General features: G+C 30.4%; 23 protein-coding genes and 1 riboswitch. Of the genes, 20 read left to right on the forward strand and 3 right to left on the reverse strand.

From position 1 onward, the window contains the following. Positions 1 to 67 precede the first annotated feature (67 nt). A complete protein-coding gene (locus JHL18_RS21555) occupies positions 68 to 1,216 on the reverse strand; it encodes a methyl-accepting chemotaxis protein (RefSeq protein ID WP_200273070.1) in 1,149 nt (382 codons plus the stop codon). A gap of 618 nt (positions 1,217 to 1,834) precedes the next feature. Between JHL18_RS21555 and JHL18_RS21560 the strand changes: the two genes are divergently transcribed. The 5 genes from JHL18_RS21560 (at position 1,835) to JHL18_RS21580 (ending at position 4,481) form a co-directional block, all read left to right on the forward strand. Beyond that, entirely contained in the window at positions 1,835 to 2,731 is an 897-nt protein-coding gene (locus JHL18_RS21560; RefSeq protein WP_200273072.1) for a phosphotransferase enzyme family protein, read from the forward strand. A 23-nt stretch (positions 2,732 to 2,754) separates the two neighbouring features. After that, positions 2,755 to 3,189: an aminoglycoside 6'-N-acetyltransferase gene (gene aac(6'), locus JHL18_RS21565; protein WP_200273074.1), complete on the forward strand. Its 435-nt coding sequence runs from the start codon at positions 2,755 to 2,757 to the stop codon at positions 3,187 to 3,189. Between the two features lie 4 nt (positions 3,190 to 3,193). Further along, entirely contained in the window at positions 3,194 to 3,580 is a 387-nt protein-coding gene (locus tag JHL18_RS21570; protein ID WP_207753087.1) for a hypothetical protein, read from the forward strand. Continuing rightward, entirely contained in the window at positions 3,577 to 3,966 is a 390-nt protein-coding gene (locus JHL18_RS21575) for a hypothetical protein (protein ID WP_200273078.1), read from the forward strand. The genes JHL18_RS21570 and JHL18_RS21575 overlap by 4 nt, the downstream gene beginning before the upstream one ends. A 149-nt stretch (positions 3,967 to 4,115) precedes the next feature. After that, complete coding sequence (locus tag JHL18_RS21580) at positions 4,116 to 4,481, forward strand: DUF4180 domain-containing protein (protein WP_200273080.1); 366 nt, start codon at positions 4,116 to 4,118, stop codon at positions 4,479 to 4,481. A gap of 95 nt (positions 4,482 to 4,576) precedes the next feature. Here JHL18_RS21580 and JHL18_RS21585 read toward each other — a convergent pair whose 3' ends face one another. Both JHL18_RS21585 and JHL18_RS21590 read right to left on the reverse strand, forming a co-directional pair. Further along, positions 4,577 to 5,155 (reverse strand): DJ-1/PfpI family protein, encoded by a 579-nt coding sequence (locus tag JHL18_RS21585; protein WP_200273082.1) that lies wholly within the window; start codon positions 5,153 to 5,155, stop codon positions 4,577 to 4,579. 70 nt (positions 5,156 to 5,225) lie between these two features. Next, a complete protein-coding gene (locus tag JHL18_RS21590) occupies positions 5,226 to 5,612 on the reverse strand; it encodes a YhfM domain-containing protein (RefSeq protein WP_200273084.1) in 387 nt (128 codons plus the stop codon). Positions 5,613 to 6,326: 714 nt separating this feature from the next. Here JHL18_RS21590 and JHL18_RS21595 point away from each other — a divergent pair. The 15 genes from JHL18_RS21595 to JHL18_RS21660 all read left to right on the forward strand — a co-directional run bounded on the left by JHL18_RS21595 (position 6,327) and on the right by JHL18_RS21660 (position 15,373). Continuing rightward, positions 6,327 to 6,950: a GyrI-like domain-containing protein gene (locus JHL18_RS21595; RefSeq protein WP_200273086.1), complete on the forward strand. Its 624-nt coding sequence runs from the start codon at positions 6,327 to 6,329 to the stop codon at positions 6,948 to 6,950. 233 nt (positions 6,951 to 7,183) lie between these two features. Beyond that, positions 7,184 to 8,236, forward strand: a complete 1,053-nt coding sequence (locus JHL18_RS21600) for an ATP-binding protein (protein ID WP_200273088.1) — start codon at positions 7,184 to 7,186, stop codon at positions 8,234 to 8,236. A gap of 79 nt (positions 8,237 to 8,315) precedes the next feature. Next, a riboswitch (guanidine-I (ykkC/yxkD leader) is annotated at positions 8,316 to 8,419 on the forward strand. Positions 8,420 to 8,651: 232 nt separating this feature from the next. Beyond that, positions 8,652 to 8,972 (forward strand): quaternary ammonium compound efflux SMR transporter SugE, encoded by a 321-nt coding sequence (gene sugE / locus JHL18_RS21605; protein ID WP_200273090.1) that lies wholly within the window; start codon positions 8,652 to 8,654, stop codon positions 8,970 to 8,972. Between the two features lie 442 nt (positions 8,973 to 9,414). Next, positions 9,415 to 9,633, forward strand: coding sequence for a hypothetical protein (locus JHL18_RS21610; RefSeq protein ID WP_200273092.1), 219 nt, complete (start codon positions 9,415 to 9,417; stop codon positions 9,631 to 9,633). Positions 9,634 to 9,764: 131 nt separating this feature from the next. Continuing rightward, on the forward strand, positions 9,765 to 10,076 hold the full coding sequence (locus JHL18_RS21615; RefSeq protein ID WP_200273094.1) for a hypothetical protein: 312 nt from the start codon (positions 9,765 to 9,767) through the stop codon (positions 10,074 to 10,076). Positions 10,077 to 10,449: 373 nt separating this feature from the next. Continuing rightward, the gene (locus tag JHL18_RS21620) at positions 10,450 to 11,157 is read left to right on the forward strand and encodes an HAD family hydrolase (protein ID WP_200273096.1); all 708 of its coding nucleotides are present in this window, start codon (positions 10,450 to 10,452) and stop codon (positions 11,155 to 11,157) included. 60 nt (positions 11,158 to 11,217) lie between these two features. Further along, a complete protein-coding gene (locus JHL18_RS21625; protein ID WP_200273098.1) occupies positions 11,218 to 11,709 on the forward strand; it encodes an NUDIX hydrolase in 492 nt (163 codons plus the stop codon). Between the two features lie 61 nt (positions 11,710 to 11,770). Further along, the gene (locus tag JHL18_RS21630; RefSeq protein WP_200273100.1) at positions 11,771 to 11,917 is read left to right on the forward strand and encodes a hypothetical protein; all 147 of its coding nucleotides are present in this window, start codon (positions 11,771 to 11,773) and stop codon (positions 11,915 to 11,917) included. Positions 11,918 to 11,982: 65 nt separating this feature from the next. Beyond that, positions 11,983 to 12,663, forward strand: coding sequence for a 4Fe-4S dicluster domain-containing protein (locus JHL18_RS21635; protein ID WP_200273102.1), 681 nt, complete (start codon positions 11,983 to 11,985; stop codon positions 12,661 to 12,663). A 76-nt stretch (positions 12,664 to 12,739) separates the two neighbouring features. Beyond that, positions 12,740 to 13,042 carry an HIT family protein gene (locus JHL18_RS21640; RefSeq protein ID WP_338025498.1) on the forward strand — a complete coding sequence of 101 codons (303 nt, stop codon included), beginning with the start codon at positions 12,740 to 12,742 and terminating at the stop codon, positions 13,040 to 13,042. Then, entirely contained in the window at positions 13,039 to 13,197 is a 159-nt protein-coding gene (locus JHL18_RS26530; RefSeq protein ID WP_338025499.1) for a hypothetical protein, read from the forward strand. The genes JHL18_RS21640 and JHL18_RS26530 overlap by 4 nt, the downstream gene beginning before the upstream one ends. A gap of 62 nt (positions 13,198 to 13,259) precedes the next feature. After that, positions 13,260 to 13,445 carry a DUF6019 family protein gene (locus tag JHL18_RS21645; RefSeq protein ID WP_200273104.1) on the forward strand — a complete coding sequence of 62 codons (186 nt, stop codon included), beginning with the start codon at positions 13,260 to 13,262 and terminating at the stop codon, positions 13,443 to 13,445. 15 nt (positions 13,446 to 13,460) lie between these two features. Beyond that, a complete protein-coding gene (locus JHL18_RS21650) occupies positions 13,461 to 13,922 on the forward strand; it encodes an NUDIX hydrolase (RefSeq protein ID WP_200273106.1) in 462 nt (153 codons plus the stop codon). Between the two features lie 409 nt (positions 13,923 to 14,331). Then, the gene (locus JHL18_RS21655) at positions 14,332 to 14,595 is read left to right on the forward strand and encodes a hypothetical protein (RefSeq protein WP_243278102.1); all 264 of its coding nucleotides are present in this window, start codon (positions 14,332 to 14,334) and stop codon (positions 14,593 to 14,595) included. A gap of 373 nt (positions 14,596 to 14,968) precedes the next feature. After that, a complete protein-coding gene (locus JHL18_RS21660) occupies positions 14,969 to 15,373 on the forward strand; it encodes a GNAT family N-acetyltransferase (RefSeq protein WP_207753088.1) in 405 nt (134 codons plus the stop codon). Positions 15,374 to 15,953 lie beyond the last annotated feature (580 nt).

Raw genomic sequence — 15,953 nt, forward strand, 5'->3', positions numbered from 1 at the left:
ATAAGTAAATGAAGGTTATAAATAAGCAGCCTGCCAGGTTAAGTTTAATATGGCAGGCTGTTTTGCTTTATAATTTTAGAGCAATTTCGTTTAGTTTTTCTGCCATTGAAGTTATTCCTTCGAGACTTGCTGCCATTTGTTCAGTTGCGGCTGCTTGGTCTTGGCTTGAAGAAAGAGAACTTTGGCTCTTTGTACTTGACTCGGTGACTTTAGCTATAATCTTGTTAGTTAAGTCTTGAATTGTAGGGACTGTGCTTTTTGACTGTTCTGATAGTTTTCTGATTTGAGTTGCAACAACTCCAAAACCTCTTCCTGATTCACCAGCTCTTGCAGCTTCTATAGCTGCATTTAGGCCAAGCATCTTGGTTTCATCTGCTATTTCCTTTATAAAGGAAGAGATTTCGTTTATTTGACGAGAGAGAAGGATTATTTCATTGATGCTTTTGTTTAGTTCTTGTTCATTTATATGTATATTTGAAGCGGAGGAGGCCAACTCTTCCACGGTAGATGCTATTTCTGATAAGCTCTTTTCAAGGCTTGTGGACATTTCCTTAAGATGTTCTGCGGTTACTTTAGGGATAATAAGGCTAAAGGTTCCTACAATTTCATCATTGTTTTCATCCATCAAAGGATAACCAACAGATAAAACTGGTACTCCATAGAAGGAATCGTCATATTCTTTAGATACAGGGCTTTTTGTTTTAATAGCTATCTCTGCAACTCCACCTTTATTAAGAGCATGTCCAACTTGTAACTGAGGAAGCTTAAATTGATTGGAATGCTGTATATCTATAAAATCAGATAAATCTGAGGTGGCCATAACTGCACCATCTGGAAACATTTCAGCTAAGATTGGAGCAAAGTCTTTAAAAGCTTTTATCACTGGATGCACCACGGGAAATATGGTAGAGAAGGCTCCTATAACTTGCCCATCATCATCTATTATTGGTTCAGAAGTGATTTTTAGCCTTATACCATACAATGAACGTGGAACATTTGCTGTAATTGTTTCTTTTTCTCTCATGGCTTTAGCTGCAATACTGTTTGAAATAACTTTTTCGCCAACGTGAAATATATCAAGATCAAATTCCTTTGAAGCTCTTCGCCAAACAATGGAGTCTTCGCCTGTCATTACATATATAACACCTCCAGGTATCATATCTGCTTGAGTCTCACATAGACTTTTAATAAATTCAACTGCCTTTGATAAAATCATAAAATACTCCTCCTTATAAGTAATTAAATGTTTTGATGTTAATTTTAGATAATCTTGTTTAGGCAATATAATTTATAAAAGATAAAAATGCCATTGGCTTCTAGGTATTACTATTTATGATGACATTTAGGCTGAAGTTTTGCTAGAACTATTGAATAGAATATTCTTTAGATTTTAAGATGTTTATTATTACGATTATTGCTGCTGCAATCTAGTGTAAAGAAGCTATATAGTATTTTTATCTGTAAATAAACGAAAGTTTTCAGTATTCTTTATTAATAATTTTTTGATACTGTAATAATAGAATGTAGAAACATATACGTACAACTATTTAACATTATACAATACAATGATGTAGAATGCACCATAAAATGACAAAATATTTGTAACTTTAAAAATATATAGAGTTATTTTTAAAATTAAATGACATAAAGAGATTAAAATTATTGCGTTAGAGTCTATTTAAAGTTAAACTATATGGAACTAATTGGGTCAGGATGATATAATTACAAGTGGTTAACAAAAGTGACAAGATCTGATTAACCAATAATTTGAGATAAAGTAGAAAAATATAAATTTAAATTAAGTGTAAGGTTAAAAGGGAAGGTTGAGAGATAAATGGAGATTAATAAGATTTTAGAACATTGGAATATGGAAAATGAACCTAGTAAGCAAATTTATAGTTCTGCATGGCAGATTGGTGATAAATATGTGTTAAAAACAGGTAATGATATGGATAAGCTTCGTAGTAACTTAGTAATTATAAAAGCTTTATCAGAGCAAAATATACCGGTAGCTACAGTGGTAAAGACTAAGAATGGGTTAGATTATATAGTTGAAGATAATGCTTATTATTTTATAAGTAGGAAGATTGATGGAGAGCATTTAACTAATATTTATGATGATGATTACTCCGAATGGGCGCATTTAATTGGACAAGTAATCGGAAGGCTGCATATAGCTTTTAGAGCATGTCAAACTAGGATTTATTGCTATGATAATGACTTTTATGATGAAATTGTTGGATGGGTAACTCAAACCTTTAAAGATAAAAATATTACTTTGATACCAGATCATATTCTAAATGAAGTTGTTTCTGGATTAAAAGATATATATCCGAAGTTACCTCGCCAGTTAATACATAGGGATATACATCCTGGAAATATGCTTTTTCAAGATAAGCTATTAACTGGTTATATAGATTTTGATCTAAGTCAGATCAATGCACGAGTTTTCGATTTATGCTATATGGCTTTGAGCTTCTTGATTGATAATACTGATGATAAGGAAAAGACAACAAAATGGTTTGAAATGCTAAATAGCTTAGTGGATGGGTACGGTACGATAACACCGTTGACCTTAGAGGAGAAAAAAGCTGTTCCAGTTATGATGATGGCTATAGAAATGCTTTTTGTTGCGTACTTCACTGATAATAATGATGCTGAATGCACTGAAGGCGCTGCAAAAATCTTATTGTGGGTATGGGAGAATAAAGAAAAGATCCAACTACAATAAAATTAAAGTGGAGGATACAGATAATGATAAGGAAAGCGAATATTAATGATAGTAGGCTAGTGGCAGAATTGGCTATATTACTATGGCCCAACCATGAAATCAATGAATTAGAAGAAGAGATGATAGAACATATTAATTCAGAGAATGAAGCAGTTTTTATTTATTTTAGCGAAACTGAAGCAGCTGGATTTGCACAGTGTGGTTTAAGGAACGATTATGTGGAAGGAACCGATAGTAGCCCTGTTGGTTACCTTGAAGGTATTTTTACAAAGGCTGAGTATCGAAACAGAGGTGTAGGAAAAAGTCTCCTTACTCAATGTGAACAGTGGGCAAGAAGCAAGGGGTGCAGTGAGTTTGCAAGTGACTGTGAACTAGACAATACAGAAAGTCTAAAGTTTCACTTGAAAATTGGTTTTGAAGAAGCAAATAGAATAATTTGCTTTAAGAAAGGTTTGTGAAAGAATGATTATTATGGAAAACTCCTTTGAGAATATTGAAGGTTTTATTGAGCATCTAAAGAAAAATGAAAATATCATTGGTATTGTTGAATATGGTGGAAGAACTTATAAAGACATGTCTATTGGTGGAGATTACGACTTAACTGTAATTTTTGATAAACCAGTATCTAAAAATTTTTCAGGAGTGCATTTTCGAATCAAAGATATCCCTGTTGATTGCATGCTTTTATCGAAAGAGGATTTCATGTCAGACATGCCTCTGGATGAATTTATGTTGGTTCATCTTAATTGCAAGATATTATATGATAAGGACAATACAATCTCAGAGTTAATAAAAAGAGCCAAACTACATGGGGTGCTTCAAGAGAGTTATCAGATTTTGAGAAGATGATTTTTAGATTTTCTTTTAAACATGTACTTGATAAACTAGAGAATAGATTGTATGATAATGAACTATATACAAAATATTTTATTTACTCATCAATGGATTGGTTCTTATCCTGTTATGCTAGAATTAAAGGATGGGAAATCGGAAAGCCTAAATTACACTTGAAACTTATCGAAGAGCAAGAACCTGGATTATTTGAGGTTATTTCAAATTTATATTCAGAAAACTGCTTAGATAAACAGTTTGAGTTAATTAGTCAATGTGCACAGTATATGCTTGATTCTATTGGTGGTCCTTGGAAGGAAGAGGAGATTATATTTCACCTACTACCAGATGGGGAAAATGATGAAGCTGAGCAAAATGAGTTTTTGGAAATTTTGATGAACTAAAAGATTCCTGTGTTGAAACTTAATGTATATTTGTTCCAAAGTTAATTAACTATGATTTTTAGAATGTATAAATTCATAGTTCAGTTAAGAACTTTTTAGTAAACACTAATAATACTAGCAATCAACTGATAAATAAAAGGAGAAATATTATGGAAATTAATAAAGTAGTTGAAAATAAAGTAGAAATAGCAGTGGTAAAAAGCAGTGAAGTGCTGATAACAGATGTTCAATCTGCTTTGGATTTAATAGCTACTGTAAGCTATGAGACTGGTTGTGATGCTATGATTTTAGATAAGCCATCAATAGTAGAAGAATTCTTTGATCTAAAAACAAAATTAGCAGGCGAAGTTCTTCAAAAATATATAAACTATCGCATGAAGCTTGCAATAGTAGGAGATTTTTCAGGCTATACAAGTAAGAGCCTTAGAGATTTTATTTATGAAAGCAACAATGGAAAAAACATATTCTTTTTAAGCAGTGAAAAAGAAGCTTTAGAAAAGTTAAGTAGAGTATAAATAAAGGCAACCCATCGAGGTTGCCTTTCAAATTGAAAATTCTAAAATATGTTTTAAATATAATGTATTTTTAAAAATATTAATATAGTAATACTTTATAATCCCTTAATAGTTTTAGTAAATTCATCTTTTTCTTCTTGATCATCAAATAGATTAAACCAATCATATATTTCTATGGCGAAATCTATAAAAGCTGTTCCTTGAGCGGTTATGATATTTCTGTCTTTTACAACTCTTGCATAAGAGAAATTTTCTCTTGGAAAAGGGTCTTTCTCACCAAATACTTTAATATGATTTTCAGTCCATTCAACAGCAGGGGTGGTGTATTTTACATCATTAAGAATACCGGATTTCGCTAAAAATACTGTACCTGCACCGCATATACCAGCTATTAATTTTTTCTTTGAATTTAAACTATTAATTAATTGCAGTAATTCAGGTCTAGTATCACCATACCATCCACCGCCAATAACTAATCCATCTACATCTTCATCCAACACTTCGCTTACTAATTTTGCAGGTTTGTACAAAAATCCTGAACGGCTTTTTATGATTTTATCTTCGTATGCAATTGTAATTATTTCTTTACCTGCACCAGCTCCAAGTAAGTGAGTGGTAAAGGTAACTTCATAATCGGCCATTGCATCAAAGATAAACACTAGTATCTTTTCCATGTAATATCCTCCTATCTTGTATGTAGGTTATAAAAAGTTTTAATATTGCTGACTATAACATTTGTTAGTGCTATTTTAAAATCTCCTCAAAAATAGGATTTGATTTTTTATTTATAAACCAAGTTGAAGATCCATCCATTAAAACTCCTCGTGTATTTATATCTTCGCCTACCCATAGCATATAATCCTTAGTAGAATTGTCTTTAAAATATATAGTTACAGTATAATCACATGATCGTATATCAATTTTCGCATAAGTTTTCTTGTTATCATTTAGTGCTTTTGTAAATCTATCTATAGTAGTGTTATCTGAAAGTGTCCATTTTTTCTTGTCCGACTGCCTAATTACTTCAATTGAACTGATTTCCTTACTATTAAATACAGTATTATTGATATAAAGTGCAAATGATGCAATTAGCACAACGAAAAAAAGTAGGATTAGAAAGATTTTTTTCATATTTATCACCCCTAAAAACTTATTAAGAAAAGATAATAGAGAATTATATGTTCATGTTTCAATATTTAGCTTAGAAATTATAATTAGTTTTATTAGTGTTTTTTGTTTTTCTGAAATTGTACAAAAAGACCAAAGGAATAGATATTAGTAATACTGCAATTCCTACAAAGAATGATGAATAAATAAGTCCAAAGTTAATATAACCAAAGTACTTAGTTTTGTAGTAGTCTCTTCATGTTTGTCATATCAAATGCCATAATTGAATCGGCAATACAGTGCATTATTAAGGAAACAAAAATTTTGAATTTACTGGATGTAATATGAATTTATTATCCTATAAAATTTTTATATATACAAGTAATTCCAATTACAAAGTGCTAGAATACTGATTGAAGGATCGAACTTCACTAACACTAGATATTCATAGGAATTTTATTGTAATATGACAGTATGATGACGTATTATGTGTGATATCTTATAGATATGGATGTACCACTTGCTAATAAAATTTATTGTTTTAAGTTCTCTCACCAGAACTCGTGAAAGTTTTAAGAACAGATTTAGGTTCGAAGTGGTGAATCTATAGATTAACTTTAAAAAGAATATATAAATCAAGGAAAATTACATTATTAGTTAATATGTCTTCTAGTGAACCTTAAATTCATGGAATTAAAATGATTATATTTAGAAACAAGATATATAAGGAGAGTAATTATGAAATACGAATGGAAAAAGCAAGAAAAGAATTTATATTTACCAAAAGATAAACCAGATTTAATTACAGTACCAAAGCAAAAATTCTTTATGATAAAAGGAAAAGGAAATCCTAATGACGAAGATTTCGCTGAAAGAATAGGGGTATTATATTCGTTAGCCTATGCTGTTAGAATGATGCCAAAGCAAGGTTACACGCCAGAGGGGTATTTTGAATATACTGTTTATCCGCTTGAAGGTGTATGGGATCTTACAGAAGAGGGAAGAAAGCTTGATACCTTAAATAAAGATGAACTATTATATACCATAATGATTAGACAGCCTGATTTTGTCACTGAGGAAGTTGTAAGTAAAGCCTTTGAAAATGTTAGAAAGAAGAAGCCAAATCCTTTATTAGAGGAGGTAACTTTTGAGACTATGGAGGATGGATTATCAGTTCAGATGATGCATATTGGTTCTTATGATGATGAACCACAAAGCTTTGAACAAATGAAAAATTTTATAAAGGAAAATGACCTTGAAATTACAACACTAGTACATAGAGAAATCTATATTTCAGATACAAGAAGAACTGAAAAATCCAAACTAAAAACTGTTTTAAGGTATAGGGTTTATCGTAGGTAATAAACCATTAAAATATAGGAACATCAACATAAATATTTTTAAAGTGCAAAGTAATGTGACCACTAAAAAGATTGGTTATTACTTTGCACTTTATTATCAATAACTTTAGTAAACATAGGCTAAATAAAGACTTTAAATATAAATATTCTTTGGGAATGTAAAGCTTACACCTGTAGCAAAATAAAATTCTCAGCATATAGTAATATTAGATTACTTAATAGTAGAGGGGAATTATGGCAGGTTTTAACAGAGTTATAGTAGATAAGAAATTCTTAAGAAGAAATCTAGTTGAGGAAGAGGATATATCTAAATCTCTAAGCAGGTTCATAGATAACTCCATAAACGCTAGAAGAGAAGTGACAACTAGTGAAAACCCTTGTAAGATTTATATAAATATAAACAATGACTTACTACAAATCAGTGATAATAGCGGAGGAATCCAGAGTAAGATCACAGACAAAGATATCTTTAGAATAGGTTTTGAAAATGGAGATCATATTTCAGGATTAGGTATCAAGAAATCATTTTTTAAGCTGGGAAATAAAATAGAGATATTTTCAAACAAGAAAAGATGCTCTAGAAAATTTTCCTTAGATCTTAATTCAAAAAGCGATGAGCTTGAATCCCAAAGTGAAAACTTAGCTTATGATTCAAAAATAGTAGAAGGAACTACTATCATAATCAGTGACTTAGAGAAAAGTTTGAAGAAAGAATTAGATAATAGATACTTTATGGATAAGATCTTAACGAGACTTGGCAGGATGTATAGTAAGTTTATCGAAAAGGGTGAGCTTATAATTTTGATTAATGAGAGAGAAGTAGCGGCAAGAGGAATTATGGCTAAAAAACTTAATTCCTGCAGGATATTAGGCGGCTATGAAGTGACTTTATATAAAGGTTCTAAGGAAGATTATTCTGGAATTGATTTGTTCATAAATGACTTTATGGAATACGAAAGAGTGAAGAATAGAGAAGTTAAGTGGAATCTACTAAATGAACAAAAACACACTTACACTGACTGTATTGTTGAAATAAGCTATCATGGTGATAAGGAAAAATTCTTAGATGAAAAAGAGCTGCTATTTACGGAAGTTATAAAATTTATAAAGGATAATAAAATGTACTTCCAAAGCAGCACTATAATCATTCAATATGATATGCCGATTGGAAAAGTAGAAGAGTTAAAGGAATACTATGACGAAGACACTGCAAAAGCCATAGGAATTAGAGGGTTTGATAGGTTATATGAGGAGTATCTTCATGGAAAGCTACAAGATCATAAGTAGAAGAAAATTCCTTAATGTTTAATATTGACTAATTTAGCTGCTTTTGATAGCATTATAGATATTAAAAGAAACTTAATAATATAATGTTTTATAGGGTTCCGCAGTTTTAATTTTGAAGCTGGTCTGGTCCAAGATAAAACGCACAGCTTGCTGTGTTCACGGAAGGATAAAAGCCTGGGAGATATTTAATTATATCAACCATGGCTTTTTTTATTCTTTAGTAATTTATACCACAATTATATGTGTAGATAATTATGTGAACATACTTAAGACATAATATAAGTTGAAGAATAAAAAAGAATAATATGTCGCCTGTAAGATTCTTCACATACGCTTAAGAAAAGGCAGGTGAACAAAACAATCCACTAAAGAAAATCGCTTTTGCGAGTTTTTTATTTTAAGGAGAGTGAAGAATATGAAATGGTTATTTTTAGTTATCGCAGGTCTTTTTGAGGTATGCTGGGCAGTGGGCTTGAAGTATTCAGAGGGATTTACAAAGGTTATGCCAAGTATAATTACAGTAGGTGGCATGATAGCAAGCTTTTATTTTTTATCATTGGCACTTAAAGATCTGCCACTAGGTACTGCATATGCAATTTGGACAGGAATTGGTACTATAGGAACGGTTATTTTAGGTATAATATTGTTCAAAGAACCTATGGACATCATAAGATTGATCTGCATTGCATTTATAGTAGCAGGAATAATAGGCTTGAAGCTAGTCTCACACAGTTAAGGCTCTTGATGGTTCGATATAAAAAACAGTATTATATGGTTGTACTAACTCATGGTAAAACTTATTATTTTTTAGTTCTATCACCAGAACCATGAGAGTTTTAAAAATAGATTTCGGATTGAAGTGATACATCTCTTTAAAGGTCGTGTACTTAGGAAAAATGTTTTCCTAAGTACATGGCTTTTATTTTTAAGGAAGATTTAGATATTATTTTAAACTTTCAATATTAAATAGAAGTGGTAAGGTAAAGGATTAGCTGACATACATAATTTAATAGTTCAGTTAGAAACTCTATAATAAGCTAAATCTAAATATAAATCTTGTGGAATAAATTGGACGCAGTTGATATAATTACAAGTAATTAACAGATTTGTGTATGAGTTTTATGAGAAGGTTATTGGCCTTTTTAAAATAAGCTAAGAGAAGAAAGGAAGAGATAAGGATGGAAAAAAGTCTAAAGTTATTTGGAGGACTAGTCGCAGGGTTAGTCTTGGTGTATATCAATACGGTAATATCTAGTTATGATATTCTAGATAACGCATTTGGATTTGTTTTAAATGGGGTAATGAGAGGAATGTCTCTTATGGGGCTTATAATAGTTGAAGTGACAGGTGTGCTTCTATTTATTGAAAGCATAAAAGCTTTTTCTAAAAAATCATAGGTATTATGTGCAGATGTTTGTTGACTTTAATTTTCAACTGCTTAAAGGCTATTTATGAGAAAAAGAAGTAAAAGGAATTAACTATACTTAGATAGCACAAGTACATTATTTATAATCATAGGAGGAAAACAATGAAAGATAAATTTACTAAGTTTATGTTAGCAGGAATATTACTTTGTCTAATAGTTATTGCAGATAAACCTACTAGTAATCAAAATGGTACATTTAATCCGGCCACAGTTAATGTTAATACAGGGCAACAGGTTATACAACTTGCACCTAATAGAATTGCTGTTGTGGACAATAGTAGTAATTCTGGTATGGAAGGAACTATACTAGTTTTTGACTACGATAGTAATACTAAAAAGTTTAATTACTCAGGAACTATGAATTATTATGATTATTTTCGAAATCCTTCTAAATATGGAGTATTTAAAAATTAGTTTCGGTTAAAGAAAAGAGCTATTCCCAATTTTGGATTGTTTTTTGGATTCATTGCATAAGAAATACAATCACAACTATATTATTAGCATTACATTTATTTTAAGAAAGTTGAAAGTTCATAATTAAATTCGTAAAAAACATTATAATAGATGATTTAATAGGTATGAATTATTTGCAAGAAGCCCTCAAACCCTGATTTTGTAAATAACTTTTTAAATAGTTATATATTTTAATAGATATATTTTTAAAAAGGTAACTATTTTTGATTTTATAATTTTTTATAGGGAAATTCTTTTATATTTATCTATAGATCCCATCTCTATATATAAATACATTCAGACTTTTAAGAAATTAAGTGATTAAAGGAGAAAAATGCTACAACATAAAAATTTAAAAGCGATTTTATTTGATTCTGGACGAGTTCTTATTGATCCGCGAACAGGAGACTGGTTCGTGCCTCTAAATTTTAACAGGTATGTTGATAAAAGCAAATTTGATTTTCTAGATGAATTGCTGATACAACTGTCTTTTTACAACTCTATAAAGTTTTTAGAGGGAAAGAGCATTGTTTTAACTGAAGAAGAGGAGTTTGAACACTTTGTAGAATTTTATAGAGTTTTATCAAATGAGTTACCAGGTTTAGAGCTAAATGAAAACCACATCGTTGAAATAGCTAGGGATACAGTGTTTAATGACGAAAAATTTTTATTTTATGAAGATGTGTTTGAGGTTATACCACAGTTAAGCAAAAGCTATAAGCTTGGAGTAGTATCAGATACTTGGCCTTCACTAGAGCGAGTATTTAAGAATGCTGGGCTAAGAGAGTATTTTTCAACCTTTGTTATGTCATCAAAGATAGGCGTTATAAAGCCAGATGAATTAATGTTCACTACCGCTTTATCTGAATTAAATATTAAGCCAGAAGAAGTAATCTTTATTGATGATAATATAAAAAATATTGAAGGTGCAGCTAAGTTGGGTATGCAAGGCGTTTTGATGATAAGAGATAAAAATATTAATGCTTGCACAGAGTATGAAACCATTAGCAATTTAAAGGTGCTTCTAAGTTTATTAGGGTAGATAAATATTCTAGAGTTTGAAATGAGGAAAATATAAAACCAAACTGAAAGTGGTGAAAAAATGAGTAGAGATATTATATTTAAAACAGAGGAATATGTGTTCAGCTATAGGGTTGCAGGACTTTTGATACAGAATGGAAAAGTCTTATTGCAAAAACCAGTAGATGATACGGGATATGCAATTCCTGGAGGACATGTTGCACTTGGCGAGACAAATGAAGAAACATTGATTCGTGAGTTTAAAGAGGAAATAAATGCAGACATTAAAGTAGACAAACTAAGATGGGTAGGAGAATTATTCTTTCCGTGGGGAGATAAACCTTGCCACCAAATATGTCTATTTTATGAGGTTTCATTAGCAGGAGATATTAATATACCACTTGATGGAACATTTTTTGGTACTGAACAATTAGAAGGAAAGTCCTTCAAATTAGAGTTTTCATGGGTTGATACTAAGGCTATAAAAAACATAGAATTATACCCTATTGAGGCAAAAGAGTATCTTTATGAGGGATTAGATGAAATAAAACATTTTGTGTACAAACAGGATTAAGGATGCAAATTTTAAATTATAAAAAGTTGTATACAAGTATTTATGTATAAGGGGAATTTTTATGAAAAACTTTATGATTGGAATGTATGGAAAGTTTGATAGTAGAAAATTTCATAGAGATTTTAGAGATAACTTTTATGGAATAGAAGCATGTCTTTTTGAACATGAAAGTGATATAGAAAAAACGAAGAGAATATATAGCAGTTAAAAAATAAGATATAGTGCTTTTTATAATAAGTTTTTTATGGGTAAGTTAATTAGGTGGTGGTATACATGGTAAATGAGTTAATTTATGAGTTAAATACCCGTGGTGTTGATTTTATCAAGGTAGTAGATATATCAATGCTCTCGAAAAAAGAAAATAGGGGATACAACATCGCTATTTTAATAGGAATAGTTTTAAGTCCTGATTATATTTTACGCATTTCAAAAGAGAATAAAGTAGATCATTCCGAGTTTGGAGAAAAGGAAGATAAGGCAGGTGACCTTTCAGAATGGACGGCTGATTTTATCATTAAAAAAGGATATAAAGCCTTTGCTCAATCGGATAGAAATCTAATACATGGATTTTTTGATGAAATTACGAAAACTACTCCACTGCCACATAAAAAAGTTGGTATATTAGCTGGATTAGGTTGGATTGGGAAAAGTAATTTGTTAGTTACCTCGGAATACGGAAGTGCATTGTGTTTGTGTACCGTTTTAACAAATGCCCCGTTGCCAACTGAAAATAGGAAACTAATAATGCCTAAATGTGGTGAGTGTACTGTTTGTAAAGACATATGTCCGTCGAGTGTAATTCATGGTACTACTTGGGAACCAGGTATGAATAGAGATTTGATAGTTGACGTGTACAATTGTACTGGCTGTTTAAAATGTTTAGCCAGTTGTCCATGGACGCAAAAGTATATGGACAATAATATTGCTAAGCAAGATCAGTGTAAGTCATATTAATTCGCAACTTTCTACTAGGGTACAACAATGGAATAATGAGAAAATTAGAATTTATATTTTATTTAGGGGGTACATTATGCAATGCAAGATGTGTGAACAACACAAGAACATCTCAACTGATCCATATTTTATTATGGAATTAGAAACTGGATATGTCATTTTAGGATGGTATCAGAGGTTCAAGGGATATACTGTTTTTAACTGTAAAGGACATGGCCCAGAATTACATAATTTAGAGCGTAATTTTAAAATTAAACATCTTGAAGAAATGTCCATAGTTGCAGAAGCTGTTTCTAACGTGTTTAAGCCAGATAAAATGAATTATGAGCTGCTTGGAAATGGATGTCCTCATATTCATTGGCATCTATACCAAGGGTGAAGGGTGATACTCCTACCGTAAGCTCAGTTTATCAATTACCGAATAGTATATTGTTTGATGAATCCACAAGACCAAGCGATGAAGTAAGAAAAGATTATATAAATAGAATTAAGAACGAAATTGAAAGATTAATCGCTGCAAATTTTATTTCTTGAAGTGAATCGGATATTCTTATGTGGAAATATATATTTAAATATTATTTTAAGAGGAGATCTATATGGAAATTATTTTGTTGCTTATTGCAATTATTATTACATACTTTACCATTAAACTTGCAGTGAAAAATGCAATATATGAAAGTTTAGAAGATATAAGAGGTAAAATCAAAGAAGCAATAACTGACGGATTATATAAGATCAATATAGATATCAAAGCTTTTTGCTTAATATCTAGTAAGGTGTAATTTAGGAGGACTATTATGGGAAGATTAAGAGCTCAAGCTATTGTAGTTGAGGAGGATAGAATATTACTAGTAAAAACACATCTTGGCAACAGGTATGATTATGAACTACCTGGTGGTGGAATTGAAGAAGGGGAAACCCCAGAAGAAGCTGCTATAAGAGAACTATTTGAAGAAACAGGAATAAAGGGAGAAATAGTAAGGCTAGCTTCAAAATATTATAATGGATTTTCGCAAGAATATAATTATTCTTTTTTAATAAATAGAATAGATGGTGAAATTACACAACAATATAATGCGGTAAACGAGAAAAATTATATTTGTGCAGTCGAATGGAAAAAGCTTAATGAAATTAGTGAAAAGAACAGAGCAGAACTTTTTAGTGCAGGGGTTATGTTCAGTGGTTTCTGTGACGAAGTAGTATCGTGGGGAGCAAAAATTAGTTATCCTTCTGAAAAAGATGAAACAGTGAAATATTAGAATAGCTCGTAGTTTATTATTTGAAACACCTCATTATCCACAATGGATCTTGTGGTGTTTTTTATCTATCAATATAAAAAATGCCACTTAACTAATGAAATAACAAATGATAACAATGTTCTTTTAAAATCGAATAATACAGTGAAAATATATTATTAAAATCGGAATTTCACTATACAATGCTGGGATAAATTGGGTTAATATGTTATAATTACAAGAGATAAAGTGGTAGTAGTAAAGTTTGAAGAACTAATTCATGTGTTTTTAGGAACTGATTGATAAGTTTTAATTAGATTGTAATATTAATTTTATCTGTAAATCTATTTTTGAGTTAGATAACAAAGAATATGACTTTATATATGATAGTGGTTGCTTTCATCACTTACCTCCACACAGAAGAATTTCATATGTGGAACTGTTAAGAAACTCATTAAAGCAAGGTTCTTACTTTGGTCTAACATGTTTTGCTTGGGGAGAAAAATGTGCAGATGAAGTTACAGACTGGGAGTATTATGAAAAGCACCGAGTGGGTGTTGCCTTTACCAAGGAAAAACTTGAGCAAATATTTTGTAAAGACTTTGAAATTATAGAGATAAAAAAATATGAAGAGGGAATAGAAGGTGCATTACAAGGCTTAGGTTTTATGTGGACAGCCTTATTTAAAAAGAAATAACTTTTGATATAGTGAACAATATTTATGTTATTAAGTTGAGTAATAGATTATATATGATATTTTTTGTGAAAATACATATATGGATTTGTAATTTTAAAAAAGCCTTCTACTATGTATTAAATAAATGTTGTTACTGCCAAGTTAGGGGACAAGCCATGAACTACCAACATTTATTTAATATATAAGTAAGGGTATAAAAATATATATACATACGGGTTCTGCTGTATGAGGTATTAGTGCATGAGTAATTTATATAAGATCAAAATAGAAGTTGTCTTATGTGGAATTTGAAGATTATAAATATAAGGTGGTGCAAAACATGAAAGTAAGAAAAACGGTTAACGAGGATATTGACCTGCTCATAAAGATTCGCATGGAATACCTATCTTCAGAAAAAGGTGTGTCTTCTTCTGAAGAAGTACAAGATATTAGGACTAAATTAAAAGAATATCTTACTAAGCATCTTAACAACGGATTTATTGCTATCATTGCCGAGGATGAAAATGAAGTATTAGCAACTGCATTTATGTCAATCGTGGAAAGACCTCCGATAATAGCGTTTTCATCGTATCTTGTCGGTACTGTATACAATGTTTTTACATACCCTCAATATAGAGGAAAAGGCATTGCAACTAAAGTTATGACTGAACTTTTATCGGAAGCAAAGCTATTAGGCGTTGCTGCAGTTGATTTAATGTCTACTGAAAATGGGAAAACATTATATAAAAATCTTGGATTTCGAGTATCAAATTATACATCAATGAATAAGTTCCTCTGACTCCAGCAAAATATAAGCATGATCAGGAGTTATATTAAGTCACAATATGAAAAATATTGTGACGTAGCTGATGAAAGTAAAAATAAGAATTATGCTCTTTGATAACTGAATAATGTAGTGGGAAAATAAAATTTAAAATCTTCAGTTATCTAAAAATCATAATGAATTATTGGTAATGATATAATATAATTACCAATGATTAAGCTGGAATCGTAAATTATTATGAGAAAGAGGTAGATGACAATATGAAATCAACTTTTTTTAATGATGTAAAATCTTTTTATAATAAGTATCAAGTATCTTCTTTGTTTTCATTATTCTGCTTGGCTATGTTTGTTGTTTATGAATTCGGCAAATCTTTAGGAATTATTATTGCACAAATTACTTATTTTATAAATCATTAACTAAAGATATGATTTATAAACAACATTAAAATTTAACGTCACAAAGATAAAAACTGAATAATTACTTAAAACACTACATTATTCATAATTGAGTTTTGCAGTATTTTTACGGCGTAATACAAAAATATGGAGATAATAACTTTAACAATATATAAATTTGGATTTAATAATAAAAA

This window comes from Clostridium yunnanense, from assembly GCF_016595795.1.
Classification (GTDB): Bacteria; Bacillota; Clostridia; order Clostridiales; family Clostridiaceae; genus Clostridium_AR; species Clostridium_AR yunnanense.

Excerpts from the sequence above, each read along its gene's own strand:
- JHL18_RS21575 (WP_200273078.1), top strand. The coding sequence starts at position 3,577 with ATGATTTTTAGATTTTCTTTTAAACATGTACTTGATAAACTAGAGAAT.
- JHL18_RS21595 (WP_200273086.1), top strand. The coding sequence starts at position 6,327 with ATGAAATACGAATGGAAAAAGCAAGAAAAGAATTTATATTTACCAAAA.
- JHL18_RS21555 (WP_200273070.1), bottom strand. The coding sequence starts at position 1,216 with ATGATTTTATCAAAGGCAGTTGAATTTATTAAAAGTCTATGTGAGACT.
- JHL18_RS21640 (WP_338025498.1), top strand. The coding sequence starts at position 12,740 with ATGCAATGCAAGATGTGTGAACAACACAAGAACATCTCAACTGATCCA.
- JHL18_RS21610 (WP_200273092.1), top strand. The coding sequence starts at position 9,415 with ATGGAAAAAAGTCTAAAGTTATTTGGAGGACTAGTCGCAGGGTTAGTC.
- JHL18_RS21590 (WP_200273084.1), bottom strand. The coding sequence starts at position 5,612 with ATGAAAAAAATCTTTCTAATCCTACTTTTTTTCGTTGTGCTAATTGCA.
- JHL18_RS21650 (WP_200273106.1), top strand. The coding sequence starts at position 13,461 with ATGGGAAGATTAAGAGCTCAAGCTATTGTAGTTGAGGAGGATAGAATA.
- JHL18_RS21585 (WP_200273082.1), bottom strand. The coding sequence starts at position 5,155 with ATGGAAAAGATACTAGTGTTTATCTTTGATGCAATGGCCGATTATGAA.
- JHL18_RS21560 (WP_200273072.1), top strand. The coding sequence starts at position 1,835 with ATGGAGATTAATAAGATTTTAGAACATTGGAATATGGAAAATGAACCT.
- JHL18_RS21600 (WP_200273088.1), top strand. The coding sequence starts at position 7,184 with ATGGCAGGTTTTAACAGAGTTATAGTAGATAAGAAATTCTTAAGAAGA.
- JHL18_RS21580 (WP_200273080.1), top strand. The coding sequence starts at position 4,116 with ATGGAAATTAATAAAGTAGTTGAAAATAAAGTAGAAATAGCAGTGGTA.
- JHL18_RS21660 (WP_207753088.1), top strand. The coding sequence starts at position 14,969 with ATGGAATACCTATCTTCAGAAAAAGGTGTGTCTTCTTCTGAAGAAGTA.
- JHL18_RS21625 (WP_200273098.1), top strand. The coding sequence starts at position 11,218 with ATGAGTAGAGATATTATATTTAAAACAGAGGAATATGTGTTCAGCTAT.
- JHL18_RS21635 (WP_200273102.1), top strand. The coding sequence starts at position 11,983 with ATGGTAAATGAGTTAATTTATGAGTTAAATACCCGTGGTGTTGATTTT.
- JHL18_RS21615 (WP_200273094.1), top strand. The coding sequence starts at position 9,765 with ATGAAAGATAAATTTACTAAGTTTATGTTAGCAGGAATATTACTTTGT.
- sugE (WP_200273090.1), top strand. The coding sequence starts at position 8,652 with ATGAAATGGTTATTTTTAGTTATCGCAGGTCTTTTTGAGGTATGCTGG.
- JHL18_RS21630 (WP_200273100.1), top strand. The coding sequence starts at position 11,771 with ATGAAAAACTTTATGATTGGAATGTATGGAAAGTTTGATAGTAGAAAA.
- JHL18_RS21620 (WP_200273096.1), top strand. The coding sequence starts at position 10,450 with ATGCTACAACATAAAAATTTAAAAGCGATTTTATTTGATTCTGGACGA.
- JHL18_RS21570 (WP_207753087.1), top strand. The coding sequence starts at position 3,194 with ATGATTATTATGGAAAACTCCTTTGAGAATATTGAAGGTTTTATTGAG.
- JHL18_RS21645 (WP_200273104.1), top strand. The coding sequence starts at position 13,260 with ATGGAAATTATTTTGTTGCTTATTGCAATTATTATTACATACTTTACC.